25 protein-coding genes are annotated in these 26,999 nt (G+C 53.3%); 4 read left to right on the forward strand and 21 right to left on the reverse strand.

All coding sequences use genetic code 11. The annotated features are described in order from the left end of the window. Window positions 1-53 precede the first annotated feature (53 nt). Window positions 54-3,026 carry an S-layer homology domain-containing protein gene (locus H70357_RS05600; RefSeq protein ID WP_052091843.1) on the reverse strand — a complete coding sequence of 991 codons (2,973 nt, stop codon included), beginning with the start codon at window positions 3,024-3,026 and terminating at the stop codon, window positions 54-56. A gap of 352 nt (window positions 3,027-3,378) precedes the next feature. On the opposite strand from H70357_RS05600, the gene H70357_RS05605 reads away from it, so the two are divergent. After that, on the forward strand, window positions 3,379-3,894 hold the full coding sequence (locus tag H70357_RS05605) for a GNAT family N-acetyltransferase (RefSeq protein ID WP_038586734.1): 516 nt from the start codon (window positions 3,379-3,381) through the stop codon (window positions 3,892-3,894). A gap of 85 nt (window positions 3,895-3,979) precedes the next feature. Next, complete coding sequence (locus H70357_RS05610) at window positions 3,980-4,711, forward strand: ZIP family metal transporter (protein ID WP_038586738.1); 732 nt, start codon at window positions 3,980-3,982, stop codon at window positions 4,709-4,711. A gap of 107 nt (window positions 4,712-4,818) precedes the next feature. On the opposite strand, the gene H70357_RS05615 is transcribed toward H70357_RS05610, so the two are convergent. From H70357_RS05615 to H70357_RS05630, 4 genes are all read right to left on the reverse strand, one after another. After that, on the reverse strand, window positions 4,819-5,727 hold the full coding sequence (locus H70357_RS05615; RefSeq protein WP_038586740.1) for an aldo/keto reductase: 909 nt from the start codon (window positions 5,725-5,727) through the stop codon (window positions 4,819-4,821). Between the two features lie 127 nt (window positions 5,728-5,854). Then, the gene (locus tag H70357_RS05620; RefSeq protein WP_052092451.1) at window positions 5,855-6,811 is read right to left on the reverse strand and encodes an aldo/keto reductase; all 957 of its coding nucleotides are present in this window, start codon (window positions 6,809-6,811) and stop codon (window positions 5,855-5,857) included. 307 nt (window positions 6,812-7,118) lie between these two features. Beyond that, the gene (locus H70357_RS05625; protein WP_052091844.1) at window positions 7,119-7,967 is read right to left on the reverse strand and encodes an AraC family transcriptional regulator; all 849 of its coding nucleotides are present in this window, start codon (window positions 7,965-7,967) and stop codon (window positions 7,119-7,121) included. A 143-nt stretch (window positions 7,968-8,110) separates the two neighbouring features. Continuing rightward, window positions 8,111-8,422, reverse strand: coding sequence for a (2Fe-2S) ferredoxin domain-containing protein (locus H70357_RS05630; RefSeq protein WP_052091845.1), 312 nt, complete (start codon window positions 8,420-8,422; stop codon window positions 8,111-8,113). A gap of 344 nt (window positions 8,423-8,766) precedes the next feature. On the opposite strand from H70357_RS05630, the gene H70357_RS05635 reads away from it, so the two are divergent. Continuing rightward, a complete protein-coding gene (locus tag H70357_RS05635) occupies window positions 8,767-9,942 on the forward strand; it encodes a YsnF/AvaK domain-containing protein (RefSeq protein WP_038586747.1) in 1,176 nt (391 codons plus the stop codon). A 130-nt stretch (window positions 9,943-10,072) separates the two neighbouring features. Here H70357_RS05635 and glpX read toward each other — a convergent pair whose 3' ends face one another. The 4 genes from glpX to H70357_RS05655 form a co-directional block, all read right to left on the reverse strand. Further along, entirely contained in the window at window positions 10,073-11,068 is a 996-nt protein-coding gene (gene glpX / locus H70357_RS05640; RefSeq protein WP_038586750.1) for a class II fructose-bisphosphatase, read from the reverse strand. Between the two features lie 14 nt (window positions 11,069-11,082). Beyond that, window positions 11,083-11,925, reverse strand: a complete 843-nt coding sequence (locus tag H70357_RS05645; RefSeq protein WP_038586753.1) for a pyruvate, water dikinase regulatory protein — start codon at window positions 11,923-11,925, stop codon at window positions 11,083-11,085. 17 nt (window positions 11,926-11,942) lie between these two features. Then, on the reverse strand, window positions 11,943-12,563 hold the full coding sequence (locus H70357_RS05650) for a helix-turn-helix transcriptional regulator (RefSeq protein WP_052092453.1): 621 nt from the start codon (window positions 12,561-12,563) through the stop codon (window positions 11,943-11,945). Window positions 12,564-12,899: 336 nt separating this feature from the next. Further along, window positions 12,900-13,850 carry a DMT family transporter gene (locus tag H70357_RS05655; RefSeq protein WP_038586760.1) on the reverse strand — a complete coding sequence of 317 codons (951 nt, stop codon included), beginning with the start codon at window positions 13,848-13,850 and terminating at the stop codon, window positions 12,900-12,902. 186 nt (window positions 13,851-14,036) lie between these two features. Here H70357_RS05655 and H70357_RS05660 point away from each other — a divergent pair, with 186 nt between their 5' ends. Beyond that, entirely contained in the window at window positions 14,037-15,473 is a 1,437-nt protein-coding gene (locus H70357_RS05660; protein WP_038586764.1) for an aminotransferase-like domain-containing protein, read from the forward strand. 271 nt (window positions 15,474-15,744) lie between these two features. On the opposite strand, the gene H70357_RS36870 is transcribed toward H70357_RS05660, so the two are convergent. The 12 genes from H70357_RS36870 to H70357_RS05720 all read right to left on the reverse strand — a co-directional run bounded on the left by H70357_RS36870 (window position 15,745) and on the right by H70357_RS05720 (window position 26,999). Continuing rightward, the gene (locus tag H70357_RS36870) at window positions 15,745-15,879 is read right to left on the reverse strand and encodes a hypothetical protein (protein WP_269322466.1); all 135 of its coding nucleotides are present in this window, start codon (window positions 15,877-15,879) and stop codon (window positions 15,745-15,747) included. Between the two features lie 735 nt (window positions 15,880-16,614). Beyond that, a complete protein-coding gene (gene cysC / locus H70357_RS05670; RefSeq protein ID WP_231578378.1) occupies window positions 16,615-17,340 on the reverse strand; it encodes an adenylyl-sulfate kinase in 726 nt (241 codons plus the stop codon). Next, window positions 17,337-18,209 (reverse strand): STM4011 family radical SAM protein, encoded by an 873-nt coding sequence (locus H70357_RS05675; protein WP_038586769.1) that lies wholly within the window; start codon window positions 18,207-18,209, stop codon window positions 17,337-17,339. The genes cysC and H70357_RS05675 overlap by 4 nt, the downstream gene beginning before the upstream one ends. Continuing rightward, window positions 18,206-19,597: an STM4012 family radical SAM protein gene (locus H70357_RS05680; RefSeq protein WP_038586771.1), complete on the reverse strand. Its 1,392-nt coding sequence runs from the start codon at window positions 19,595-19,597 to the stop codon at window positions 18,206-18,208. The genes H70357_RS05675 and H70357_RS05680 overlap by 4 nt, the downstream gene beginning before the upstream one ends. 39 nt (window positions 19,598-19,636) lie before the next feature. Beyond that, a complete protein-coding gene (locus tag H70357_RS05685) occupies window positions 19,637-20,422 on the reverse strand; it encodes an STM4013/SEN3800 family hydrolase (RefSeq protein ID WP_038586773.1) in 786 nt (261 codons plus the stop codon). Window positions 20,423-20,484: 62 nt separating this feature from the next. Continuing rightward, window positions 20,485-21,789, reverse strand: coding sequence for an STM4014 family protein (locus tag H70357_RS05690; RefSeq protein ID WP_231578379.1), 1,305 nt, complete (start codon window positions 21,787-21,789; stop codon window positions 20,485-20,487). After that, window positions 21,762-22,607: an STM4015 family protein gene (locus tag H70357_RS05695; protein WP_038586775.1), complete on the reverse strand. Its 846-nt coding sequence runs from the start codon at window positions 22,605-22,607 to the stop codon at window positions 21,762-21,764. The genes H70357_RS05690 and H70357_RS05695 overlap by 28 nt, the downstream gene beginning before the upstream one ends. Before the next feature lie 220 nt (window positions 22,608-22,827). Then, a complete protein-coding gene (locus tag H70357_RS05700; protein ID WP_038586777.1) occupies window positions 22,828-24,237 on the reverse strand; it encodes a nucleoside recognition domain-containing protein in 1,410 nt (469 codons plus the stop codon). After that, window positions 24,215-24,946 (reverse strand): FeoB small GTPase domain-containing protein, encoded by a 732-nt coding sequence (locus H70357_RS05705; protein ID WP_038586779.1) that lies wholly within the window; start codon window positions 24,944-24,946, stop codon window positions 24,215-24,217. The genes H70357_RS05700 and H70357_RS05705 overlap by 23 nt, the downstream gene beginning before the upstream one ends. Continuing rightward, complete coding sequence (locus H70357_RS05710; RefSeq protein WP_038586782.1) at window positions 24,943-25,197, reverse strand: FeoA family protein; 255 nt, start codon at window positions 25,195-25,197, stop codon at window positions 24,943-24,945. Before H70357_RS05710 ends, H70357_RS05705 begins: the two co-directional genes overlap by 4 nt. Window positions 25,198-25,456: 259 nt before the next feature. Continuing rightward, entirely contained in the window at window positions 25,457-25,915 is a 459-nt protein-coding gene (locus H70357_RS05715) for an SRPBCC domain-containing protein (protein ID WP_038586786.1), read from the reverse strand. A 127-nt stretch (window positions 25,916-26,042) separates the two neighbouring features. Further along, on the reverse strand, window positions 26,043-26,999 hold the full coding sequence (locus H70357_RS05720) for a helix-turn-helix transcriptional regulator (protein ID WP_038586789.1): 957 nt from the start codon (window positions 26,997-26,999) through the stop codon (window positions 26,043-26,045).

A 26,999-nucleotide genomic window follows, 5' to 3' on the forward strand; every position in this document is an offset into this window, starting at 1 on the left:
AAGCCTGGCTGTTTGGTGTTAATTTGTACGTATACTTGAATCTGCTTAATGAACTATTCGTTTTCTCTTGCAATCTGATTAAAAATTTCATGAAGAGCTTTTATGGCTTCGAGCCAATCTGCCGCAGTTGCTTCGGTGTTGTTTATAACGGCTTTGGCAGCAGTTACAGCTTCCGCAAGGCCGGGATGAGTTGAGCCATCCAGCAGCATTTTATCGGCTAGTTCAATAGAATCAGGCAGCGCGGTGAATACACTAGGAACCGTAATAATAATTTCTTTGGTAACCGCGGAAAAGTCGCGTTTTAATTCCAGTTTGATGCTATAGTCGACAGGATTTGCGGTGCCGTTGTAATTCATGTACCATACCGCGTAATCTCTTAGGATGTATACATCATCAGTCACTGTGGATGGGCCATCATAATTCAATACAGTTACGCGGAGGTCCCTTGGCAGCGGCTGCTGTGGATCAGGCAGATAAACGACATCTCCCACAGTCATTGTGCCAGGCAGTACTTTATCCTTAAATGAAGCGGCGACCGTTGTTTCCAGTTCAGCATATTGTGCTTCCGAGTAGACAGATATAGGTACAGCATGGCTCTCCGAATGGTTCGGTTTCTTTAAGGAAATATAGACAGTGGTGCTGTCTGCACCGAAATCAAGACCTGTCAGCTTAACGCTGGTTGAGCCTTCGGCCACTGTTGCAGTTTGCAATAACTGGCTGTGGTCAATCTCGTCTGCGTAGACAGAAACCACATCTCCGGGTGCAAGGCTTCTCACATTTACAACGTCATTGGCACCGGCATGATTTTCTACACTCAGGAAGTTTGTATTAACAGTAGGACTCTCAGTATCCTGACCATTGTCTTGATCAAGATCAGACTTTGGAGCCGTGTCTGTCAGCATGTTCTTGTCCACAAAGGTCAATTCGCTGCCGGATATGTTCATATCAAAAACGTACCAGTATAGCATCTTGGTGTCTGTAACAGGAATGTGGTACGTTTTAACAGGCGTAGCATTGTGGCCGTTGTAAATTTCTACTTTGGCACCGGAAGCGGTTAAAGTGTTCGCTTGGGCTGTGCCGTTTCCGCTGAAGTTGTGAACGAAGAAGGTGTACTTTCCATCCACACGTTTACGAATGGTGGTCGTCTCCGGGCCGTAAGAATCTACATCATCATGGTCCAGATCGGCATAAGTTTGATTATTATAACTATATACTCTATCGCCGTACCAGGTATGGAATGACTTATTATTGGGTGCAGCGCCAATCAGATGTGAATCTTCATCCAGCGGAAGCAAGTCCCAAGTGAGTACAATTCGAATTTCGTCGCTGGCTGGGATTTTGATTGCTGTGGCATTCTGGTTAATATTCTTATGAGTGCTCAGCGAAGCACCAACAACGTGAGTAGTAATAAATCCGGATTTCGATAATTCACCGGTGTAAACGCCAGGGGCCAGATTGGCAAAATATTTACCTGCCGCATCCGTAACCACAGTTGCTGCGATTTCGCCTGTAGTTGCTCCGAGGCCTCTACGGAAATGGATTGTCATATCTGCTACGGGCTGATCGTCTACATCCGTAATTATGCCTTCGAAGCCATACACTGTCTCTGTCACAGTGCCTGGATTGCTGCCGTTTGAACCGCCGTTTGAACCGCCGTTTGAACCGCCGTTTGAACCGCCGGATGAACCACCAGATGAACCACCGGACGAACCGCCGGATGAGCCGCCTCCGGAAACAACCGGAGTGCCGATGACAGCTGTAGCATTATTGCCGTAGGTTACATGCTCAGGAGTCTGGGCAAGAGTTGAACCGTTGGCATTGATAGAGGCAGTGCCAATGGAGCCTGTTCCGGTTACTCTGGCAATGGCATTTAGAATTAGAGCATTGATGCGGGCTCCGCCTGTAATGTCAATTCCCGTATTTCCGGCGCCGGGAGCCACTTGAAGCTGGCCGATCGAACCGGAACTCAGGTTTACTTGAATGGAGGTTGCCATAACATCCACCGTCTCGAAGGATCCGGCTAAGGACACCTGTGCATTTGCCGGAATTGCTGCGGAGAGATCGACATTGCCGAAGCCGCTGCCTGTGCCGCTGCCTTCTTCCAGTAGCGCGCCGGATTGCAGCGTGATCTGTTCAACCGAGCTGGCACCTTCAGTAACGATTCGGATACTTCCGTCTTTTTTATTGACAATGACGGTTACCAGGACTGAATCCACTACGTGGATACTGTTTTTACCGCCTCCGGCAATGGTAGTGGTGCCTTTAACAGTGACATTCTTTAGCGTCACATCACCTTTGCCAACGCCTTCACCAATCACCAGATCACCTGTGATAAGCGTGTTGTTCAGTACAACTCCGGGCGCTTCAATATATACCGAACCCTTTACTGTAGTAAGACCTGTCTCCGGGCCATAGTTCCCGGCTTTGTCATAAACGACCTTTTCAGAGGATTTGGCCGCTGCAAACTTCAATGCCCGGTCAAGCACACTGACTGCTTCTGCTCTGGTGGCTGTGTCGAGCGGTCTGAATTTTTGATCATTTCCACTCATAAGGCCGGCTTGAGCAATGGCATTAATCTGGAGCTTGCTCCACTGGTGGCCTACAGCTGTATCCGAAAATGCAGCAGGTGAATCGGTGGCGCTCAGCTTAAGAATAGAGCTCACAATGGCTGCCATTTCTTCACGGGTAAGCGGCTGGTTAGGTCTAAACGTCTGATCAGTGTATCCTTTTATGTATCCTGCGGCAGTTGCCTTTGCAATATCCGCGTAGAACCAATTAGATGCTTTAACATCTTTATAAGCAATTTCCGCTGTGTTTGTATAACCGAAAGATTTGTTAATCAATGCTGCAAATTCCGCGCGGGTAATCTTGTGGTCAGGCTGAAGGGTTCCATCCTGATAGCCTGAAAGTAACCCTTGCTGCTGCCATTCTTTTAAGACGTTCTCTGACCAGTGGCCGGATATGTCCTTTGCTGCAACGGAAGTCCCGGAAGCACCGGATGCGGCAAAAGCTTGACCAAAGGACATTAGATTTAAACAAATACATAATAGTACAATAAGAGTATTTCTGCGTACCTTGTTCTTCCTTCTCAATACGACACCAGCTTTCGTTTAATAGTACTTTTGTAAAGGTGAATAGTTAGGAGACTACCCCTCCTTTGAATAAAATAGGTCTACCTAAGTGATATTAGCTTTTTATTGTAGATAAAAGTAGTTTTTTGTAAAAAAATAGGCGTAATGAACGATAAAATTGCGCAAAGGCGAAGGGGGAAATAGGTTTTTATATTTAAAATATTAAAAAATATATTATGATAATTCAAAGAAATAGCCTATAATCTGGAATAAATATTCCAGTTCAGGCCGAGGAGGGATAACCCCTATGTACATAAGAGTTCTTAATTCTGCCGATGCGGAAATATACCGCGAGATTCGGCTGCAGTCGTTGTTGAACCATCCTGAGGCTTTCCTCAGCTCCTATGAAGCGGAGTCGGGAATGCCGATAGAGACAACCCGGGCCAGGCTTCAGGCGGTGGACGGCAAATTCACACTTGGCGGCTTTAATAGGAGGGAGGAACTGGTTGGTGTAGTCACATTTGTCCGTGAGAGCAGAGACAAGATCAGCCATAAAGGCAATGTATACGCCATGTATGTGAGTCCCTCGGCACGGAAGCAGAAGCTGGGGCATTTGCTGATGACGGAGCTGATTGCGAGGGCCAAGCAGTCTCCGGGACTTGAAATCCTTAATTTGGCAGTGTTCTCAGATAACCTTCCAGCCATCCGGCTGTACCAATTGCTGGGATTCACCTGCTACGGAACGGAGCGGAAAGCGGTGAAGCTGAAAGGCAGTTATCTGGACGAAGACCTGATGACCTTGCCGCTGATCCCATCACCCTAGAGAAAAATCAACAAGCAGACATAATGAAAGCTGCCGCAAGCATAAGCTTGTCTAAAAGGTCCTGTCCATAAAAGGGGTTGAAGACTTGGCGACTGCGCTGCTTGGCAGCTTTTTATCGGCGATGGCGACTGTTCTCGGAGTGGTTCCCATCCTGTTTGTGAAAAAACTTTCCGAGCTGTGGAAGGATGTGCTGGTCGCCTTCACCGCCGGAATTATGGTTTCTGCGTCTACCTTTGGCCTAATGCCGCAGGCGATGAGGGAGTCGGGGATCATCGCTCTGACGCTGGGACTGATTACCGGTGTGCTGCTGCTCGATCTGATCGAGAACAACATCCCGCATATCGACGTGGAGAACAAACCCGGATTCACCAACATGGATTCCAAGGCGCTGCTTGTTTTGATCGCATTGTTCATCCACAACATTCCCGAGGGTCTCAGCACAGGTTTCAGCTATGCCAGCGAGCAGGCCAGCCTGGGTCCTATGGTGGCAATTGCCATTGGTGCGCAAAATATGCCGGAGGGACTGATTTTGGCCATCTTCCTGATGAATTCGCAGGCAACCCGGCGAAAAGCATTATTTATGGCCGGTTTAACCGGGCTTATGGAGATGGTGTCGGCAGTCATTGGTTATTGCACGGCCAGCTATTTGCATAATGCCGTAGGTTACGGACTGGCTTTTGCTGCCGGAGCCATGCTCTTCATCGTCTATAAGGAGCTGATTCCCGAGAGTCATGGTCATGGCTATGAGCGGCCCTCCACCTATTCGTTTATCTTCGGATTGCTCGCAATGCTGTATATTACGCAGTTTTTTGGCTGACGTAGAGGACATTATAGACATTGGCCCAATTCAGCAGAGTTCAATGAAGAAGAGGCTATCCCGGCTGCGGCAACAGTCAAGGGATAGCCTCTTCTTCGTGTATTGAATTAAAGGTGTACAGTGTAGCGGTTTGGTTTGCTTACGCGACGGACGGCCTCAAGCTCCTGCGGAGAGAGCGGGGAGGCCGTGGCGGCTGCAATATTCAGCTGCAGCTGCTCCAGACTGCTCGCGCCGGGGATGATCGCGGCCACAGCGGGATGCGCCAGCGGATAGTGAAGCGCTGTTTGCGTCAGGGTGCGGGAACCGGCGGATTGCTTCATCAAATGCTCCTGCAGCCCAGGCAGTTCCCCGGTTTCATAATCAAGGTACGCCTTGCCTGTCCGGCTGCGACCTTGCTCGGTCAATATGCCTCCGGCCAGCGGCCCCCGGGCGATCAGGCTGATTCCATGCTCCGCCAGTAAAGGCAGGATCTCTTCCTCGGGCCGTCTGTCCAGGATGCTGTATTGGCTCATCACACTAATAATAGCGGAGCGCTGCACGTATTCCCGGATCACATTGGGGCGGATCGAGGAGATCCCGTAATAACGGATGAGGCCTTCCTGCTTCAATTCTTCAAAAGCCTCTATCGTCTCGTCGATGGGGTCCTGGATCGTTCCTCCGTGCAGCTGATAGAGATCGATATAATCTGTCTGCAGCCGGCGAAGGCTCTCTTTTACTGCTGATTTAATATAGGCCTTGGAAGGGTCCCAGCTCCAGCCTTCTTTGCCGGGGATTCTGCGGTTGCCGACCTTCGTAGCCAGGATGACGTCCGCACGCCGATGGCGCACCGCGTTGCCGATGATTTCTTCATTCCGTCCCTCATCATATAGATCCGCAGTATCCAGGAAATTAATGCCCTGCTCCAGCGCTTCGTGAATGATCGCCGCAGCATGAGTCTTATCGGTCCCCAGGGACATGCAGCCAAGGCCCATGGCACTTACATATAAATCGGATTGGCCCAAACGGTTTTTGTTCATTCTGCAACCCTTTCTGTGCTGTTTTTGTGTCCATTATACCATTCCTATGCCAAAAGACGGCCATTGCGCGCCGTCTAGCCAGCTGGCTGTATGGGCGCGATTGCCGTCTTTAGGATTAAGCTCCGGGTTATCCCTGCAAAATCTTTTCGATTTGTTCCAGCTCTTCCGCGCTTAGCTCAGGGGCGTTCAAGGATGCCACGGCATCTTCGATCTGGCTTACCTTGCTTGCGCCAATCAGTGCCGAGGTGACTTTGCCGCCGCGAAGCACCCACGACAAGGCGAGCTGCGACATCTTCTGGCCGCGTGCGGCTGCCAGCTCATTCAGCTTGCGTACCTTAACGATGACCTCTTCGGTAATTTCCTTCTCTGAGAGGAATACGCTGGGGCCAGCTGCGCGGGAATCCGCAGTAATTCCGTTCAGATAACGGTCGGTCAGGATGCCTTTTTGCAGCGGTGAGAAGGCGATGGTGCCGATGCCTTCTTCGGCAAGCACATCCTGCAGGCCGTCTTCAATCCAGCGGGACATCATGGAGTAGTTGGGCTGGTGAATCAGGCAAGGTGTGCCCAGACGGCGGAGGATTTGAGCGGCCTCGCGCGCCTGCTCGGCACTGTAGTTGGAAATGCCGACATACAGCGCTTTGCCTTGGCGCACCAGGAGATCCAGCGCACTCATGGTTTCCTCCAGCGGCGTGTTCGGGTCCGGACGGTGATGATAGTAAATATCCACATAATCAAGGCCCATCCGCTTCAGACTCTGATCAAGACTTGCGACGAGGTTTTTCTTCGAGCCCCATTCGCCATAAGGGCCGGGCCACATATAATATCCGGCTTTGCTGGAGATGATCAGCTCATCACGGTAAGTAGTGAAGTCCTTCTTAAGAATTTGGCCGAAACTCTCCTCGGCAGAACCTGCGGGCGGACCATAGTTGTTGGCGAGGTCAAAATGGGTAATTCCCAGATCGAAGGCCCGCCGGACCATTGCGCGGCCGTTCTCAAAGACGTCATTGCCGCCAAAGTTATGCCACAGCCCGAGTGAAATGGCAGGCAGGAGCAGGCCGCTTCGGCCGGTGCGGTTATATTTCATCTGGTCATAGCGTTCAGGATTCGCGTTGTACAATTTGTTTTCCTCCTAAAAGTTTTGTAAGCATCAGCTTCCTCGTGTCACTTCGTACAAAACTTGCCTCGGAAGCGTAAGCTAAGTTTTATGGAGCATTACTTTCATACATCCTTCGCAATAAAACTCGCTTCGGAAGCATCACTAAGTTTTGTAAGCATCAGCTTCCTTGTGTCACTTCGTACAAAACTCGCTTCGGAAGCGTTTACTACATTGCCGGGTACGTTCCTATTGTAGCGAAAGCACGGCGACAAACGTATGTCAGCAAGGAAGAAGTTTATAGAACAATGTCATTATCGGCATGCTGGAGGCGGTATCCTTTGGGGGAACATCCCTTGACCTTCTTAAACATGCGGGAGAAGAGCAGCGGGTCCTGATAACCGACGGAACGCGAGATCTCACCGATGGTACAATCGGTTTCTGTCAGCAGCTCGCAGGCCTTGGCGATCCGGTAATTTAGCAAATACTGCTGCGGCGGAAGGCCGATGGCCCGTTTAAATAATGCGGATACGTATTTACGGTCCAGCCTAAGGGAAGATGACATCATCTCCATCGTGAAATTTTCACAGTAATGGGCATGCAGGAAATGGAGACATTGCTCGACGTAAATGCTTTTTTGGCGCGGAATCGGGAATATATCCTTGGCCGCCGGTACCTTGCTCAGCAGGAGAGAGAAGAACTCATACATCATCGCTTTGAGCGGCAGATTCAGGCAATCACTGCGGTCCGCTGCCTCTGTCAGCCGATCATACAGTGAGGGCATAAGCAGTTCATCCATCGGAAAGACGGGATGCTCCGGCGACAGCGAGGTTTTGGACAGCAAGTGTTCAATTTCTTCTCCGGTAAAAGCTATCCATGAATAATTCCAAGGCGTATTCAGGTCAGCCGCGTAATAAGTCACGATATGCGGATAGGTCAGAAAGGCCTGACCCGCCTGAAGTGTATGTGTCTCTTCACCGACGGTCACCTTGCCGGTACCTTCGTGGATGAAATGGATTTTGTACAAATCGCGTACACAGGGTCCAACGGTATGACCGGGGGCACACTGCTCCCGTCCCCAATAATGAAGATGCAGATCGGAATTCCCCCGGAACGGACGCTGTGAATTATATTTGAATATGGCCATGCTTCAGCCTCTTTCCTGTATGAGGTTGTCCTGGACAACGCCCGGGATATGCTCCCATTATACAATAGATTCGAAACGGCGGATAAACCGCAAAAAGTCCCAGCCCCCTTTTGGAGGGGGAGGGACTCGCAGAGCAGGCTGGATTAAGCCTCCATTTTCAGCATCACCAGATCTTCCACAGGCTCGCCGTTTACCAGATGCTCTTCCACGATGCGCGGAACATCGTCTGTCGTCACATTGTAGTACCAGATGCCGTCAGGGTAGACGATAACAAACGGTCCGTTGCCGCATAGCCCGAGACAGCTGGTTTTGTTGATTTTAACCGTTTTATGGATGCCTTGCTCTACCAGCTGTTCCTTGAATGCCTGCATAACATCCTCTACCTCCTGATTGTTGCAGTGCTCGCTGCAGCAGAAGAGCAGATGTTTTTTTAACACCTTTAAACGCATATTCATGGTTAAGCCTCCTCGATCTTGTGGGAAATGTGGACGTATCTTTAGGAGGAGTATAGTCTCTTTTGCAAACTCTGTAATGAGGTAGAGAGCATTGTTCTCAAAGGCTACATATATAGGATAAATCCGGGAGATTAGTGTTAGATTAGTTGACTTTCCAAGCAGATGTTTGAACAAAAAGTGTCATTTCCCTTATTTCCCAGAGTATTTCCTGTTTGAGAAATATAATTGAGGACTCTCCTTTGAATTTAAAGTAAAGCAGTTTAGCGCATGATCGATTGGTTAATTAAGAGCTATGAAAGAATGATTATGCAACATCAAACTTTAACTATCAGGAGGGAATCGTTATGAATAAGAAAATAGTAGGTGTATTTTATACCGAGCATGAAGCTTCACGGGCAATTGAAGACTTGAAGAACCAAGGATTTCTGACAGAGGATATCTCCGTGATTGCCAGAAACAAAGATGATGTTGACGCGATTAACAATGAGATGGGCACCAAGGCGCCAGAAGGTATGGCATCCGGTGCGGCTACCGGCGGTTTGCTGGGCGGTGTCACCGGGCTTCTTGCAGGAATCGGGGCGCTGGCCATACCGGGAATTGGACCGATACTCGCCGCAGGACCGATTGCCGCGACATTGGCAGGAGCTGCTGTTGGTGCAGGAACCGGCGGACTGGTCGGTGGACTGATTGGTCTCGGCATTCCTGAGGATGAAGCGGAAAGTTATGATAATTATGTAGATGAAGGTCGTATTCTGGTTATGGTGGATGTGGATAATACACGGGCCGAAGAGGTATATTCTGTGTTCCGCAGCCACAATTCAGCCAATGCCGACCGTTATATGGATGATAATATGGCAGCAGGAGATGTTACGGGGACGGCCCGCAATTCTGTAACAGACACAGTGGATGCTGCATTTAACGGATCAGGGCTGGAGGGACGTCAGGATACGGGGCTGGATACAATGAATTCTGCTCCTGTTCATGATCTTCCTGAAACACGGGCGCTGGATGATGTGAACCGGCCGGGAATGACAGGGGATGTATATTCCGGAACTCCGGATGGCATAGCGAATTTGGATCGAACCGGATCAGATCCATTCACGGATGAGGATGAAGCCCGCAAGCTGCGCCTGCGTGAGGAACAGCTGGATGTGTCCAAGAACAAGGTGCAGACCGGTGAAGTCCAGGTGCGCAAGGAAATTATTGAAGAGCAGAAGACGATCAATGTACCGGTTACCCATGAGGAGATTGTAATTGAGCGAAGATCTGTCAATAATGACTCTACGGATACCCCCATCGGAAAAGATGAGACAATCCGCATTCCTGTAAGTGAAGAGCAAGTCGAGGTCCGCAAGAACACGGTAGTTACCGGTGAAGTGGATATTCATAAGCGTGAAGTCCAGGGCACTGAACAGGTTAAGGATACAGTGAAACGCGAGGAAGCCCGGGTGGACAAAACAGGCAAGGTGAAGCTCGATTCCAGCGATGAACTGCTGAGAGACCACAGCCGGATGCATTAAGCGAAAGTTTCCTGTTTAACTCCGGTCACTATAACTCAAAACAAGGTTTCCCCAAGGTCCTTTTCGGGCCCCGGGGAAACCTTGTTTTGATGTTATGAAGGAATATCCTCTGCGCTACAGGTTAGGCTCTTTACATAAAAGCCGCATTCGGTCTGGCCGAGTAGCCCTGCGGAATCTCCTTGCCGGGCAGGAAGTGGATGCTGCGGATATAACGGATCGTCCGGCTCTGTGACCGCATGATGACAGAATGTGTCTCGGCGCGTTCCTTGCCGATGAAGCGGACTCCGTTCAGGAATTCACCGGAGGTGACCCCGGTAGCGGCAAAGATAACATCGCCCGTCCCGACCATATCCTCCATGGACAGAATGCGTGTCGGATTGTCGATGCCCATATGCAGGCAGCGCTGCATCTCAAAAGGGCCCTCCGGCAGCAGTCTTCCCTGGAGCTCTCCGCCGAGGCATTTCAGCGCGGCGGCAGCAAGCACGCCTTCGGGCGCCCCGCCGGAGCCCATGTACAGATCCACATCGCTGTCCGGCAGCGCGGCGGCGATAGCCCCGGCCACATCGCCGTGGCCGATCAGCTTGATCCGTACGCCCGCTTCGCGCAGGCTGCGGATCAGCTCCTCATGCCGCTTGCGGTCAAGCACCATCACCGTCAGCTCGGAGAGCGATTTGCCGGTGATCATGCTGGCCTTGCGCAGCGTAACCCCGGCAGGATCTGCGAGGCTGAGCCTGCCGGCCAGCTCGGGGCCGCAGGCGAGCTTCTCCATATAAATGTCGGGAGCATGCAGCAGGCTGCCCCGGTCGGCAATGGCAATCACCGACTGGGCGTTGTGCAGTCCGCAGGCTACCACCTCGGTGCCCTCCAGCGGATCAACAGCCACATCAACGGAAGGGCCACTTTTGTTCCCGACCCGTTCTCCGATATAGAGCATCGGTGCCTCATCCATCTCGCCTTCGCCAATGACGACAGTCCCGTCAATGGAGACGGAATCGAACATGGAACGGATAGCAGTCGTAGCAGCATCATCCGCCGCATGTTTATCGCCCCGGCCAATCCAGCGGGCCGAGGATAAAGCGCCCAATTCAGTTACCCGTACAATCTCCAGTGCCAATTCGCGTTCCATATGCTTTCCCTCCATTACATTTTTAGTGTGGATGTTTCCGGTGTTTCCGGAGAATCGGAGATATACCCCATAATAATTCCCGCTGTCTCCTCAATGGCTTTGTTCGTAATATCTATGACGGGGCAGCCCAGCTTGGCAAAAAGCCCTGCTGCATACTCCGTCTCTTCCTGAATGCGTTCAAGGCTGGCATATTGGGAGCCTGCCGGCAACCCCAGCATCTTAAGGCGTTCCGAACGGATCTTCAGCATATATTCCGGCTTCATCGTAAGGCCGATGATCCGGTTCGGCGGCAGACTCATCAACTGCTGCGGCGGGCCAATCTCGGGGACAACAGGGTAATTGACGACCTTCTTGCCCCGGTGGGCCAGAAAAATGCTGAGCGGAGTCTTGGAGGTGCGGGACATGCCGAGCAGCACAATATCGGCCTTAAGCATCGCGCCAAGATCGCGTCCGTCATCACTGGCAACCGTGAATTCGATCGCTTCGATCCGCTGGAAATAATCTTCGTCGAGCTGATGCAGTAGTCCCGGCCGGGCCTGAGGCGCATCGTCGAAAGTGTCGATGAAGGCCTGCATCATCGGGCCCATAATATCGACAATCCTCAGGTCCAGCCGGACAGCCTCTTCACGGATCATCTCCCGGAGCTCCGGCTGGACCAGTGTATAGGCGACAAAACCTTGCAGCTGCGCCGTTTCCTCCATCAGTTTCCGCAGTTCGTCCTCATGTCTTACATTGCCGTATCTTCTGATGGTAACCCGCTGATTCTGAAATTGGTGAATGACAGCCTGCACAACCGCCTCCGCCGTATCTCCTATCGAATCTGAGCAGATCGTAATGAAGTGTGAAGATTGCTCCATGCGTTTAGATTCCTCCGTTATCCTTTGGCTTCTAGATCGAGGAGAAGCTTTACGATGGAGGTTTTGGTCAGGCGCCCTACCACGTCAAGCTTGGGGCCGGTTTCCTCCGTGCCGCTGGGCACAACCACCGGCAGACTGTCTACCTCGTGAACAATCATTTTATGCGCGGCCTCAAGCACCGGGTCATCGGGAGAAACGGTTACTACCTTGGGCTGGCGGGTCATTACCATACTCACCGGCATGGATACTGCGCCGGGATTGCCGAGCGTTACCTTCAGAAAATCTTTGCGTGAGGCGACACCGGCCAGTTTGCCGTCGCCATCGCAAATAATAAGCGTGCCGACATCCTGCAGGAACAGCGTAACCACGGCATCCTGAATGGTTGTCGTCTCGCGGATAATAATCGGGATGCTCTGGATATCCCTGACTCTGGTTTCCTGCAGCAGAGAGCTGCTGCCTTGACGCTGAGCTGCTTTCTTGCCGGGGAAATATCCGACCTTTGGCTTGGCATCAATGTATTCCAGCATGACCAGGATGGACAGGTCGTTGCGGATGGTCGGCCGGCTGAGATTCAGGGTTTCCGCAATTTGGTCGCCGGTAATCGGCGCTCTTTTTTTTACAATGTCAATGATTTGCATTTGACGGGATGTCAGTTCAATCACAGGTTTCCTCCACTTTCCGGATACAATCAGGTGCTCCTCTATAGAAAAGGAGTTCTGTTAAGCAAGATCCCCCTTTCAATTAGACGTCCTAATGGTAATAAAATCCCCTAACTTGGTTATATAATACGCAATAATAATCAATTATGCAACATATAGTATGTCATATATAATATTTTTTTTGAATTTTCATTTCAGCCATGAGGAGCGGTAATGAACTGAGCTGAGAAATAGGGAAGAGAACAACAGAAAAGCCTGGAGCCCATTTTTTTTCAGGGGTCCAGGCTGTTCTCTTGTTTAGGAAATATACAATATTTATTCCTGTGGAAGAGCCTCAATGCTTCCTTTTTGAAGAATCGGGGCAGGCGGTTTTTGTTTGAAAATCAGCTGTTTCAGCGCTCCCGCATTCACAAGCACGGTTCCGGCAATGATGGTGAATACCCCGAGGACGGTTATCCAGCTTACTGCTTCCCCGTAGAATACAAGACCCACACCGACGGCGATCGGCGGAGAAATATACAGCCAAGTCGATGGAAAGACGGGATTAGTCTTGGCGACGAGCCAGTAGAACAAGGTGTGTCCAACCATGGAGCCGATAACGGTCAGGTAGAGCAGTGAGCCAGCGGTTTTGAACGAGAGCAGAAACCCGGGATGCACATTTTCGGTGAAAAGCGACAGGATGAACAGGAGCGCTCCGCCATATATCATTTGTGCTGCATTCAACGCGACGGGTGAAACCTCGGAAAAGGTTGTGGTTACTTTTTTGGAGTAAATTGCCCCCGCCGCATAGCAGCATTCCCCAATCAGCACAGCAGCGCAGCCGATGAGCCACAAGGGGGAGACATCAATCGCCAGACTGGGCAGAACCAGCAGCAGAACGCCGGTGAAGCCGATGATACAGCCGTAGATCGAATACGACGGAGCTTTTTGACGGAACAAAGCGGTCTGCAGCAGCAGAATCATCATCGGTCCGGTAGCTGACAGCACGGCGGCAAGCCCGGAGGATACATGTTGCTCTGCCCAGTACAGCCCGGCGAAGGTTCCGAAGGTCAGTGCGGCGCCGGTGAACAGCATCTCTTTGCGCAGTAGCAGGGAGAAGCTTGCTTTGCCTTTCCAGACCATCCAGAGGAACAATATTGCTCCTGCCATAAAGAAACGGATTCCTGCTGAGAAAAAAGGCGGCGCTCCGGCATCCACACCAATTTTAATCGCTAAAAAGGTAGTGCCGAAGATCAGACAGACAAGAGAGTAAGCCAACAGAATCATATCCAGTTCCCCTTTGTAAAGTTAATATGGCAGCCTAGTAGAATCATTTTGTTAATCATATAGGGGTGGGGACAGAACAGATTGCAGACAGCAGAACAGATGAGAGGAATAATGAGGTACAATACGGGAAAGAGGATTGGCAGAATAGGCTGCAATATGCGGTTATCACAGGGAGGGTGGATTACGATGAAAAAAGCTACGGGAACGGACCAAAGCCATCCCTTGTTCCGCCAGGTCTGCGAATTCATCCTGAACCGGATGGAACGTGGAGAATGGAAGGCGCATGATAAGCTGCCCTCGATCCGTCTGCTGGCGGAAGAGCTGAAGGTGCACCGGCTGACTGTATTCAAGGCCTACCGGGTGCTGACTGAGGACGGCAAGGTCTATGTGAAAGACAAATCCGGTTATTATGTATCTCCGGGCGACAGGGCGCTGGGCGGTGGTTCAAGCGAAGGGGCATCGGTAGCCACTTATTCACTGACGAATCCCTTATCCGATATCCAGCGGATGCCGGTCCAATACCAATTTTCGCAGGCGCTTATTGATCCGAATCTGCTGCCGAACCTGTTCCTGTCCGATTATGTGAAAAAAGTGTTCGACCTTTATCCGAAGGTCATGGGAACCTATTCCTCTGTTCAGGGCGATGAGGAGCTGCGCGAAACGCTGAGCCGCCATTTCCACGATCAGCACCGGCTGCAGCTATCGGCCCAGGAGCTGCTGATCACCTCGGGTGCGCAGCAGGCGATCAATCTGATCGCCGGTATTGTGCTCGGGCCGATGGACAATGTGCTGGTGGAGCGGCCGACGTACAGCGTGGCCATGGATATTTTTCGCCGGGCCGGTGCACGGCTTATACCAGTGGAGATTACACCGCAGGGCTATGATCTGGAGGCGGTGGAGGAGCTGATGCGCAGGCACAAGCCGCGGATGTTCTACATGAATCCGACCCATCACAATCCGACCGGATATACCGTTCCGGCGCGGCAGCGCAAGCTGATGGTTGAACTGGCCGAGCGGTACCGCTGCCTGCTGGTGGAGGATGATCCCTTCCGCGATATGTATTTCGGGGAGAAGCCGCCGCCGCCGTTTTTTGCCTATGATACGGAGGGCTGGGTCATTTATATCAGCAGCTTCAGCAAGTATGTCGCTCCGGGGTTGCGCATCTGTGCGGTTGCCTGCCGTTATCCGTTTATGGAGCGGCTGATTACCGCCAAATCACTGGCTGATAACGGGACTCCGCTGCTTAACCAGAAGATTTTCCTGCACTATTACACCTCGCCGCGGCTGCAGCGGCATCTCGGCAAGCTGCGCATTGCGCTCCAGGTGCATAAGGAAATTGTGGAGGAGGAGCTGGCGTCTGCCGGCTGGGAATGGACAGCGCCGGAGGGCGGGCTGAACCTGTGGGTGAAGCTGCCGGAATCCATCTCTGTGGCAGCGTTGTTTGACCGCAGCATGGAACAGTCGATCTCCTTCATACCGGGAGAAATCTGCGATCCGCTCGGTGAAATGAAATCCTGGCTGCGGCTCAGCTATTCCTTTGCCAGCGAAGGTGTGCTGCGTGAGGGCATCCGGCGTTTGGTGATGCTTGCCGGACAATTAGAAAATGAACAAGATTGTAAATAAAAGCTCATGATGAAGGTGTATGCAGAAGAGTGTGAGCAGGTGCGTAGTAAAGTGTGTATAAGAGAACCATGGAGAAGTGTTTGATAAGGGTACATTGAAGTGCGCGAGGTGTTGCTTGGTGATGTTCACTCGGAGTCGTATTGAGAAATGTGAGAGGATGCACAGAAGTTGGCGTTGGGAGTAAAGCGATTTGTGCCCGCGGGGTTTCAATAGTAGCCTGCTGCTGCCGAGTATGTATAACTCTAGACGGACTCCAGCGGCGCTATTTGTGCTAAAAGCTCCATTTCAGGAGTGTTGCGGACTCCAGCGCCGTTATTCTTCTGATTTCCTGCTGCTGATTGGCTTTTTCCAGCAAATAACGTCGCTCCAGTCCGGAAGGGATGGAAAAAGGCCAAGCCAGGCACAATAGCGGCTTTCCTGTCCGCTTGGAATTGGAAGGGAACAGAAAAGGCAGGATCGTGGGGGAAGGTAACAAAAAATCCACAGTAGCGGAGTCTGACTTAGTTAACACTAAATGCATCAAAGCATCAAAGCATCAAAGCATCAAAGCACCGAAAGCACCGAAAGCACCGAAAGCACCTGTGATCAGTTGAAGAAAGCACAACAGCGGCGATAGCACAGACGTACCATCAAGCAGGCTTCCAGAAGCGCATCAGTGTCTCAACTAAATAGGCCTCCAGAAGAGCGCATCAGCGCCTCAATTAAGTAGGCCACCAGAAGCGCATCAGTGTCCCAACTAAGCAGGCGCCCAGAAGCGTATCAGCGCCTCAACTAAGTAGGCCACCAGAAGCGCATCAGCGACTCAACTAAGCAGGCGCCCAGAAGCGTATCAGCGCCTCAACCAAGCAGGCCACCAGAAGCGCACATCAGCGCCTCAACTAAGTAGGCCACAGAAGCGCATCAGCGACTCAACTAAGTAGGCCACCAGAAGCGCATCAGCGCCTCAACTAAGCAGGCGCCCAGAAGCGCATCAGCGTCTCAATTAAGTAGACCTCGAGAAGCGCAACAGCGCCTCAACTAAGTAGGCCACCAGAAGCGCATCAGTGTCTCAACTAAGCAGGCGCCCAGGCATTAGTGTCTCATCCACAAGCACCCAGACCCAAAGCGCCCTGTCCGAGCAAGCAGACAGGGCGCTTTGGGTCTATTTATTAAGTGTAGGCAGAGTCCCTCTTCGTGTTAGCCAGGACCATATCTCATTCACGCTTTCCTCCGGCGTCTGCTCGGCTGTGCGGAGCGTTAACTCTGGGCTGACAGGCGCCTGGTAAGGATCAGAAATGCCGGTGAAGGAGGGGATTTCGCCCCGGCGGGCCTTGGCATACAGCCCTTTGACATCCCGCGACTCGCAGATTTCTAAAGGGCAATCTACATAGACTTCTGTGAAACCGGGCAGCGACTGGCGGGCATAGTCGCGCATTTCCGCATAAGGGCTGATGACCGAGACCACTGAAATGACGCCATGCCGGTTCAGCATTCCGGCGACGTAGACGGCCCGGCGGATATTCTCGAACCGGTCTTCCCGGCTGAAGCCGAGGCCTTGTCCGAGCGCGCGCCTCAGCTCATCTCCGTCGAGCCATTCGGCAGCCAGACCCTGTTCTCTCAGTCTGTCCGTCAGAAGCGAGGCAATCGTTGATTTGCCCGCCCCGGACAAGCCGGTGAGCCACAGAGTCATACCGCGACCTGAACGAATCCCCGCACTTTTGTGCGCTGCTTCAAATTCGGAGCCTTCGTACTCTGCTCCAATTCCAGCATCTGCTCTATGTCCTGCACCTTCGTGCTCAACTCGAATCCCCGCACTTTTGTGCGCTGCTCCAAACTCGGAACCTTCGTGCTCTGCTCCAATTCCAGCACTTTCCCGATTTGCTCTCATCTCTGCACCTCCGCGATTCCGTAGGGTATTCGTTCCAGCAGGCCGGAGCCATAAATCTGCTCCAGCCGGAGCCCGGGCATGTGGATGTAACCGATATAGCAGTCGCAGAAGTTCATGCGGCAGCTCCGCTCCGCAGCGAGGCCTTCCAGTCCGTCACGGTAGAGGTTGCCGATGATGCCCCTGTCCTTATAGCAGCGTTTTACTATACCGGGTCCCTGCACATAAAACACATTGCTGCCGGCGTTACAGAGTTTGCCCAGGCTTTCATAGTCGACTGTATTGATATGAAAATGCGGATCAATGCTGCCGAGAAAGGCGAGATCTTCTGGTGTGTAATAATCCGGTTTGTCTTTGTAGGCATTCACCCACAGATAGACATCATCCGGCAGGGCGGCCCGCAGCGAGGCAATTGCCGGAAAGGCGCTGCGCAGGCCCACACTGCCGACACTGAAGGGAATGCCCTGCTTATAGACAGCCATACATTGGGCCAGAAACCGTTCCTCCCGCACCTGTCCCGGGTGATAGGTCGCCCAGAAGGCAGCCGTGGCCGGATTCAGCTCCGGGATAAAATCCAGGCTGGCCGACAGGTTGGTCTGGATAGCCACCTTGTCCACATGGGGGAGATGGGAGAGGGTAATCAGCGCTTCTTTATACCAGCGGTGAATCAGTCCTTCACCGTAAGGATTGAAGAAGATCGACAGCCGGTGGCCTGCCGCGCCTTGCTCAGCAGCCCAGCGGACAAAGGTCTCCAGTCCTTCGCGGTCCTTGGCAAGCGTAGCGGCGCTGTCTCTCGTCTTGCCGAACGGACAGTAGGGACAATCATAATTGCAGGAGGTGAGGGCCCCGCGGTAGTAGAGGACGGCATTCATGGCAAAATGAATCCTTCCATACGTTCCCTGATTTCACCCGAGATGAACCAGTCGCCGATGGAGTCCGAGTAGCCTAGACCCTCAGGGGTTAATCGCAGGATACCTTCCTCTACTTCGCCCAGACCACTTTGAAGCAGCAGGTCAAGCTCAGGATAATCATTCCACAGCGATGCCGAGAAACGTCCGCTGTAGTCGGCCAGCTTCAGCCCCTCACTGTGCAGCACAGCTTTTAGAATAAAGCGCCGTTTCTGTTCTTCCCGGCTCAGCATAATGCCGTAATCGGCCGTGTCATAAGACTTGGACGACACATAATCGGCAATGATGCTCTCTGTTGCCTTGCGGCTGACGCCGTAGCGGGAGGCGTAATGCACCTCCCGCGTATAGGAACGGGCTCCGCAGCCGAGGCCGACCATCCCCTCCTCCTGACAGCTGTAGTCGAGGATGGCTTTGCTGGTGCCTGCCGTTTCCTTAGCGAAGCGGCGCATGGAATACTGGCGGTAGCCGTGCTCTGCGAGGAGCTGGCAAGCGGCAGTATAGCAATCATGGCGGAGATCCTGCTGGCGCAGCAGATCTCCCGGCTTCACAATCGTATGCTCGCGGGTGTAGAGCGGATAGAGAAAAATCTCCTCCGGTTCATACAGGAGCGCCTGATTCAGCGAATAGAGCCAGGACTCCACGCTCTGGCCGGGAAGCCCATAGATCAGATCCAGATTCAGGATGGGGAATTGATATTTCCCCAGCAGCTCCAGTGCCCGGTATACCACCTCAGGGTTCTGCGGACGGTAGATGGCCGCCGATTCGGCGGCGACGAAGCTCTGAATGCCCATGCTGACCCGGTCCACGGTATTGTCCTTCAGGATGGCGAGCTTCTCTTCCGTAATCGTCTCGGGTGAGGTTTCGACTGAGATTGAAGCAAGGGCGGTGTCCAGGCCCATGATCTCCCGGGCGATCCGGAACAGCCGGCTTAGCTGCGGTGCGGCCAGCAGGGTTGGCGTACCGCCGCCGATCGCGAACCGGGCATACGGCTTATGGCCGGTAAAGGCCGACCACTGCTTTGCCTGCCGTTCCAGTGCATCCACATAGGCGGCGTGGACATCCGCACGTTTGTCCGGCAGGGTGAAGAGATTGCAGAAGCCGCAGCGTGCGCCGCAGAACGGAATATGCATATAGAGAAAAAAAGAATCCGCAGGCTCTTCCAGCCACAGCTGTTCCAGCGGAATAGGAGGCTGGAATTCACGATAGGCTGTCTTGTGCGGATAGGAATAGAGATAATTGCGGTAAGGGTTAGCGGTAATCTGCTCTTTCCAGCGCTTAAGCTCCTCCGAAGAGAGAGACGGTCTTACGTCGTTGTCATTAGGTTGCTGCAGGAAATTGCCGGTTGACGTCATACGTTTCTCCTTTCTTCCGGGTTGAACCGGGCTGTTGATCTAGAGGAAGAATTCCCGGTAAGGGACATTCCACACGGTCTCATGTGCCAGACGGTGTCCCTGATAGCCATCTTCTCCATAGGCTGTGCCGTGGTCCGAGAAGGCCAGGCAGAAGACCGGATTGCCGCGTTCGCGAAAGCGCTCAAACAGGCGCCCCAGCTCTCCGTCGGCATAACGCAGTGCGGCACGCTGGCTGTCCACGGAATCCTTCCGGGCACCCGGAAGGAAGAAATGGTTCGGCCCGTGGATGGCTGACACATTGAGGAACAGGAACAGCCTTTGATCCAGCGGAGTATCGTTCAGCACCTTCAGGGCGTGGTTCACCTGATGCTCCGTGGAGCGCGGGTTCGTGACACCGAAGGTCATCCGCCAGTAGCTCTGCTGGAAATAACCGGGCAGTACACGGGCAAGCGGGACCTTTTTAGTGAAAAAAATAACCCCGCCAATACATACCGTACGGTAGCCCTCGGCAGCAAGCCCTGATACAAGATCCGGCGTGTCGAACAGCCAGGTGTGCGGATGGGTCTTCATCCCGGTATTTCTGGAATGGAACAGCCTCACATGCGCAGCTTTATCTGTGTCTGCGGGAGTCGGCAGGAAACCGCCGAAGAAGGCATGATGTGCGGCATAAGTGAAGCTGCCGGGCGTATGTCTTTTCTCCCAGGAACCGGTGCCGCACAGATTGGGGCAGTTCTCTTCCTCCAGAACGGCAGCATCGTAGCGCAGGGTATCCAGTGTGATCATCAGGATGTCATGGGTGCCAACAATGGCATTCATATCTGTCATAACCGTTATAAGCGCCCTTTCTTAATAGATATGGATTAAAAATAGCAATACGCTATAAGGTCTCATTCATGATTCGCAATTGCATTCAGCTTTTTCATTTCCCATTCATAGGTGCCGCAGCCGTCATATTCCACATCGTAGAGCAAGTCGCCAAAAGGATTTACGTCCGCAGCATAAGTGCGCCGGGAACTGCCGGAGGATACCAGGATATCAATCCCGGCAACAGCCGAGCGGGGGAAGGCGGCAAGGGCCTGTACGGCTGTACGCCGTACCTGCTCCTGCACCTCTTCCGTGAGCCCGGCTTCTGCCGGAGACATCCGCTGGCTGCGCAGATGCAGGTTCGTAATGGGCGTGGTGCTGACCCGGGCAACGGAATGGCAGGCTTCTCCAAGCACGACAAGCTGGCGGATGTCGAACGAAACTCCGGCTGCGCCCGGCTTGGGAATCCATTGCTCAGCATACGCGCCATGGCTGTAGAGCCAGTTGATGATTCCGGACAGGACAGCGGAGTCGGTATAACGCCGCAGTTTCCCCGAATTATAGTACACGGGTGGGCGAGTGATATACTGTTCAACCCCGATAGTAGTCACAGCGATTTCGGCTCCCGTAGCGGGATTGATCTGATAGGCGATGACGCCGGAAGCGGCAGAGCCGCAGGACAGCTTGATGAATACCCGGTGCATCCGCTCCGTGATCATCAGCTCCCGCAGGGACGCATAGTCTGACGGAGGATGTCCGCCGCCCAGGGGCCGGGGCACCGGAACACCGGACTCAGCCAGAATCTGCTGAGTCCGGCGTTTGTCGGTCATGGCGGCAATATCCCCGGGATGGTTCTGCCAACGGGCTTCAGGCAGCAGCTCTGCGGCCTCGCGCTGAAGCCTGGCCAGCAGCCGGCAGTAGCCGCGGAACCATTGAGATGGATGATGCAGCACGCCGGGCATGTCCTTCAGCCGCCCGGCGGCCTGGAGACTCAGGGGATGGGGATCAGGATGATGCCCGAAGGGGTGCAGCGAGTCATCCTGCTCCCCGGCATCCGGTGCGCCCAAGGCAATGAGGGCCTGCTCAATCTCGAAGCTGCCGCCGGGTGAATCCAGCCGCAGGAGAGGCGGAGCTGTTGCCGGACGTGAACCGGAAGGCTCTGGGCACAGGCCCGCCTGTCCGCTGGTCTGCAAGTGCAGCGCCTTCTCCAGCAGCTCGGCGAGCGAACTTCCCCGCAGCAGCCCCGAATACGGGATGAGCAGGGCCGGAGGCATCACGAGGCGGCTCCGCGCCTGCTGGATACCGTCCGAGCGCCTGTCGCCGGGACAACATAGCAGGATCAGCGGCTGCGGTTCCTGCATCATTCGGTGATGGAAGGATAACGCCAATCTTCCTCGTCATCGCTTTTTTGCTGGTCGCTGACATCGGCCGGCAGGCCGCTTGCCTTCCAGCGGGCAATCATTTCATTCGACATATAATGATAGCTCAGGTTCAGTGCCTGCAGGCCTTTAATCCGCTCACTGGCCAGCAGCGCCTCCGCACCCTTGTCACTAAGCGTTCCAAGCGAAAGGTCCAGCGTATGAAGCTGGTCCAGAATGGGCGCATCGGCCACGGCCGCAGCGATTTCATCCTGAATTTCACTGTTTTTCAGTCCCAGATAGGTAAGCTTAGGGAACCTATCCGGCTGGATCAGCGGGTAGAGATCTTCCAGTCCGCCATCAAAGCCATAGTTGTCCACGCCAAGGTACAGCTCCAGCTTGCGCAGATTCGGCAAATGTCCTGCGGCGATTTCTGCCAGAACGCTTTTGCCAAGTCCGCCGGTAATAATAATCAGTTCCTCCAGCTTGTCATGCTGCAGACTGCTGAGGCTCAGATCATTTCCGCCTTGAATGGTGAGTGACTGAAGCTCCGGATAAGCGGGGAGCAGCGGGGAAAGATCGCTTTGTGTAATCCACGAAATTTCGCATTCTTCATAACCCATCTCCCCGATAAACAGCTTGCGCAGAGCCGGGAAGCTTCCGCTGTATTTCACAAGGGCTGACACAACCTCCTCGGAGCTGTTTTCATAGGCCTGTCCCCAATCCCCAATGATGAGGCTGGTTAGTTGCGCAGCTTCAGGACTTGTGCTCAAGCGTTCAATCTCCGTGCCTATTCTTTGACCTTCTTCAAATTCGTCGTACCCGACAGTAAGCTTTACTTCCGTCATTAACATTCCCTCCCGGAAAAATATGGCTTCAATTTCACCCTAACATCTGAGAAGGGGGGGAGTCAAATCACGGGACAGAACGGGAGCGGAGCATTGAAAGGAGCCTGTCAGGCAGTTGCAGCAGCAGCTGGAATTCCGCATTCTCCGGAAATGTGCGGATACACAAAAACGGCCCGGCCCCTCCCTGTATACGGGAGAAGCCGGGCGCGTAAGAACTCTGTCAGACCCAGCCGAACAAGCGCGCTGCCTGTGCAACCAGGAAAGTAACGGCAATGGCGATGCCCAGCGGTATGACGGCCGAGAGCACTGCCCATTTCATGCTTTTGGTCTCTTTGTAGATGTTGATCAGGGTAGTGCCGCATGGATAGTGGAGCAGGGAGAACAGCATCATATTGAGCGCGGTCAACCACGTCCAGCCATGGCTCAGGAAGATATCCTTGATGCTGCCGATACCTTCGACATCGACCATAGCACCGGAGGACATGTAGCCCATAAGCAGAATCGGCAGTACGATTTCATTGGCCGGAAGCCCCAGGATGAAGGCCATCATAATGAAGCCGTCCATGCCGAGCAGCTGGGCAAAAGGATCAAAAAAAGCGGCCATATGGTTCAGCACGCTGTCTCCGCCAACGAACACATTCGCTAGGATCCAGGTGATAATGCCTGCCGGAGCAGCTACGACGATTGCGCGGGTCAGCACATTCAGCGACTTCTCCTTGGAGGAGCGGACAATCGTCTTCCAGATCTGCGGACGGCGGTACGGCGGGAGTTCGAGCGTGTAGTGGGTGGGAACGCCGCGCAGCGCGGTTTTGGACATGACCCAGGACACCGTTAAGGTTACCGTGATACCGACCATTACGATTCCCATCAGGACAAGGGCTGTCGAGAAGGTCCGCAGCGCACCAGTGGTAGCGGCCCCCACCATAAACATGGAGGACAGCAGAATCAGGGTCGGCCAGCGGCCGTTGCAGGGCACGAAATTATTGGTCAGAATAGCCAGCATCCGTTCACGCGGCGATTCGATAATGCGGGTGGAGAGAATGGCGGCAGCATTGCAGCCGAAGCCCATCGACATCGTTAACGCCTGTTTGCCGTGCCCGCCGGATTTCTTGAACAACCGGTCCATGTTAAAAGCAACGCGCGGCAGATAGCCGAAATTCTCCAGCAGCGCAAATACCGGGAAGAAAATCATCATCGGCGGCAGCATGACGCTGATAACCCAGGAGGTTCCGCGGTACAGGCCAAGCACAAGCACGCCGTGCAGCCAGGCCGGAGCGCTCACTGCTTCGAATCCGGCGGTTAAATAACCTTCGATGAAGCCGAACAGCGAGGCCAGCCAGCTCGAAGGATAGTTCGCGCCGGCAATCGTAATCCAGAAGACGAGTCCGAGCCCGGCGAGCATAATGGGGAATCCCCATATTTTGGAGGTGACAATATTATCAAGCTTATAAGTGCTGCCCAGCTTCTTTTTGTCCTGGTAGGTAACTGCATCTCTGCAGATCCCCGCAGATACACCATATATTCCGCTTACGATTTCATCACGGATTCCGCCCTTGTCTGCGAGATTCTTCGCTGCAGAGAGCAGGGAATCCATCGGATCGGGTCCCTTAATGACATGCGGTGACTCCATGGCTCACTACCCCCTTCGATCCGGAAATATTCCTCTGTCCCATATTGGCTTTGAGCGAAGCGAGCAGGCTTTCGTCACCGTCCAGCAGCCGCAGGGCAATCCAGCGTGCCGGATACCTTGAACCGACCGTCTGCTCTACCATAGGAAGGAGCGCAGCAATGCCCTGTTCAATCTCATCGCTATACGTAATCCGCAGCGGCTCCGCTGTATAAGTACCAGTAGCCACACGCTCAATTTGATCCAGCAGCGCCTCAATGCCGATTTCACTCCGGGCCGAAATTGCGGCTACCGGCACGCCGAGCCGTTTCGAAATGGCCTTCAGGTTAATATCAATGCCCAGCTTCTTCGCTTCATCGATCAGGTTGATGCAGACAACGGCCCGCCCGGTAATTTCCAGCACCTGCAGGGCAAGATTGAGATTGCGCTCCAGCGAAGTGGCGTCCAGCACCACCAGCGTCACATCAGGCTGTTCAAAAATAATGTAGTCCCTTGCGGCCTCCTCGTCAGCTGAGTTGGAGTACAGGGAGTAGGTACCCGGAAGATCTACAGCCAAGTAGGTATTGTTCTTGTGGGTAAACTCGCCTTCGGCGGTGATGACGGTCTTGCCCGCCCAGTTGCCGGTGTGTTGGCGCAGGCCGGTCAATAGATTGAAGAGTGTGCTCTTGCCCGTGTTGGGATTGCCTGCAAAAGCTACAGTGTAACGGTTCATGCTTCATCACCTCCGATTAATTCTCCGTGAATCAGAGCGCTTTCTTCCCGGCGCAGGGCAATGGTTGTATTGCTTACCCGGAAGGCGGTAGGGTCTCCGAGCGGACTGCGCCGCAGTACCTCGACAACATTGCCGACGACAAACCCGAGGTCGAGCAATCTTCTCCTCAGCACACCCTGTACTTCTATGCTGCGGATACGCAGCGTACTGCCGTTCACAGCTTCAGATAATGGAATTACGGCTCCGTCCATAAGATTTTCCCCCGTTCCATCCAGAATGATTGAGCATGTATGATTTATTGATTTATGTTATGCACATGGGTTAGATTCTTGTAGTCTGCCACAATATTAGTATACGTAAATAAATTTGTCCTTGCAACAAAAAAGTTTCCTTAGGGAAAAATAAATAACCCTTAGAGAAAGGCAGCTGTTGCTGCTTTTCTCCAAGGGTTGGGGAGGGCTCAGGAAGGAGCCTATACATTCGATTGGGTGTGGCGGAGACTGGCTGCTTCTACTCCCAGCTACCAAAATCCAGCGTATTGCCTGTCTCTACCAAGGTCTTGATGTTGCTGAGAATCTGCCACCAGGAGCTTTCGCTGGGGCCGTAGGACGGATCATCAGGTTGCCATTGATCATGAATCAGTGTCAGCTTGGTACAGCCGCCAACCGGCTCCAGCAGCCAGGAGATGCGTGATTCATGCGGTTCGCCGCTCTTGAGATAGGAGGGGCCGACCTTGTGGGTAAAGCGGAATGCCTGCTCTGGGGAGAATTCCAGCACTGTGCCGTATACATGCAAGGTGTCGGGGCCATCTGCCCCCGGCCCGATATATTTCAGCGGCTCCCCTGCTGTAAAGCTGGAGTGGATCGTGCTGCCGTAATAGATTTGCTGTACTTTATCCGGTGAGACGAGGCTGTCCCACACCTGTGCTGGTGTTCCGCCGATATAGAATTGATATTTCAGTTCTTTCATGCTGTATTCCTCCTGCCTTTTATGTTCTCATTTGCCTCGGCAAAGTCCTATGAATGTTTGCCTCAGCGATAAGCTCACTATACAAAAGAATCACTGACAGCTGCGGTCAGTGATCCGGAAAAAGATATTATTCTTTATAATAATCCGCTAGGTCCGCAGTGATGGCTGCCAGCTTCTGCCTCAAAGCTGCGGGTTCGAGAATCTTAAGCGCTTTGCCGTAAGGCAGCAGGAAATAGGGGGTGTAGCTGTATAACGAGGCTTCATCCAGCAGGAAGCTGGCTTGCTCCGGGGTTCGCTCCGCAAGCATATGGCCGAACAGCCAATGGCTGCACAGATCATTCAGGACGGCTTCCGCGGACTGGATGATGACAGCCACGAGTGCGGAATCTTTATCCTGGCCGGGAAGCAGGCCGCGCAGCAGAAACTCGCGTGCGGAGAATCCGGCAGGGCGCACAAAGCCATCCCCGGTCCGCCGCAGTCCCCCAATCCGGTCTACCCGGAAGCTGCGGATTTCCTGGCGGTGATGGCAATAGCCGGCCATATACCACTGGCCCTTCCACAGCACCAGCCCGTAAGGGTCTATAGACCGGGCAGAAACATCCGCTCCGTTTCCCTTGCGGTAGTCCATCTGCAGGGTAAGGCTGCCTGCGATGCAAGCCTCCAACTCCTCCAGCAGCGGCTGCAGCGCAGCGCCAGGTGCATGGAGCATCTCCATGCCGGCTTCGTGGCGCTCCATTTGCGACAGCTGCGCCGCATTGCTGTAGCGTTTGAGCTTGGCAATCGCTCCGTCCAGGGCTGCGACATAAGGGTATCCGCTGCCCCGGGCAAAAGCGGAGGCCTGTACGAGCGCCCTCTGTTCCCCGGTGTCGAAGAACAGGGGCGCTGCACTGAAATGCTCAGGCAGGCTGTACCCGCCTCCCGGCCCGGCGTCGGCAATTACGGGAACACCGCTGGCACAGAGCGCGTCAATATAACGGTAGACGGAGCGGATGCTGAGCTCCAGCTCCTCCGCGAGTTCGGCAGCGGTTCTTCTCCGCTGTTGCAGCATCCACAGGATGGACAGCATATGATCGGCTTTGGACAT

It is taken from the genome of Paenibacillus sp. FSL H7-0357 (assembly GCF_000758525.1).
In the GTDB taxonomy this organism is placed as follows: Bacteria; Bacillota; Bacilli; order Paenibacillales; family Paenibacillaceae; genus Paenibacillus_AQ.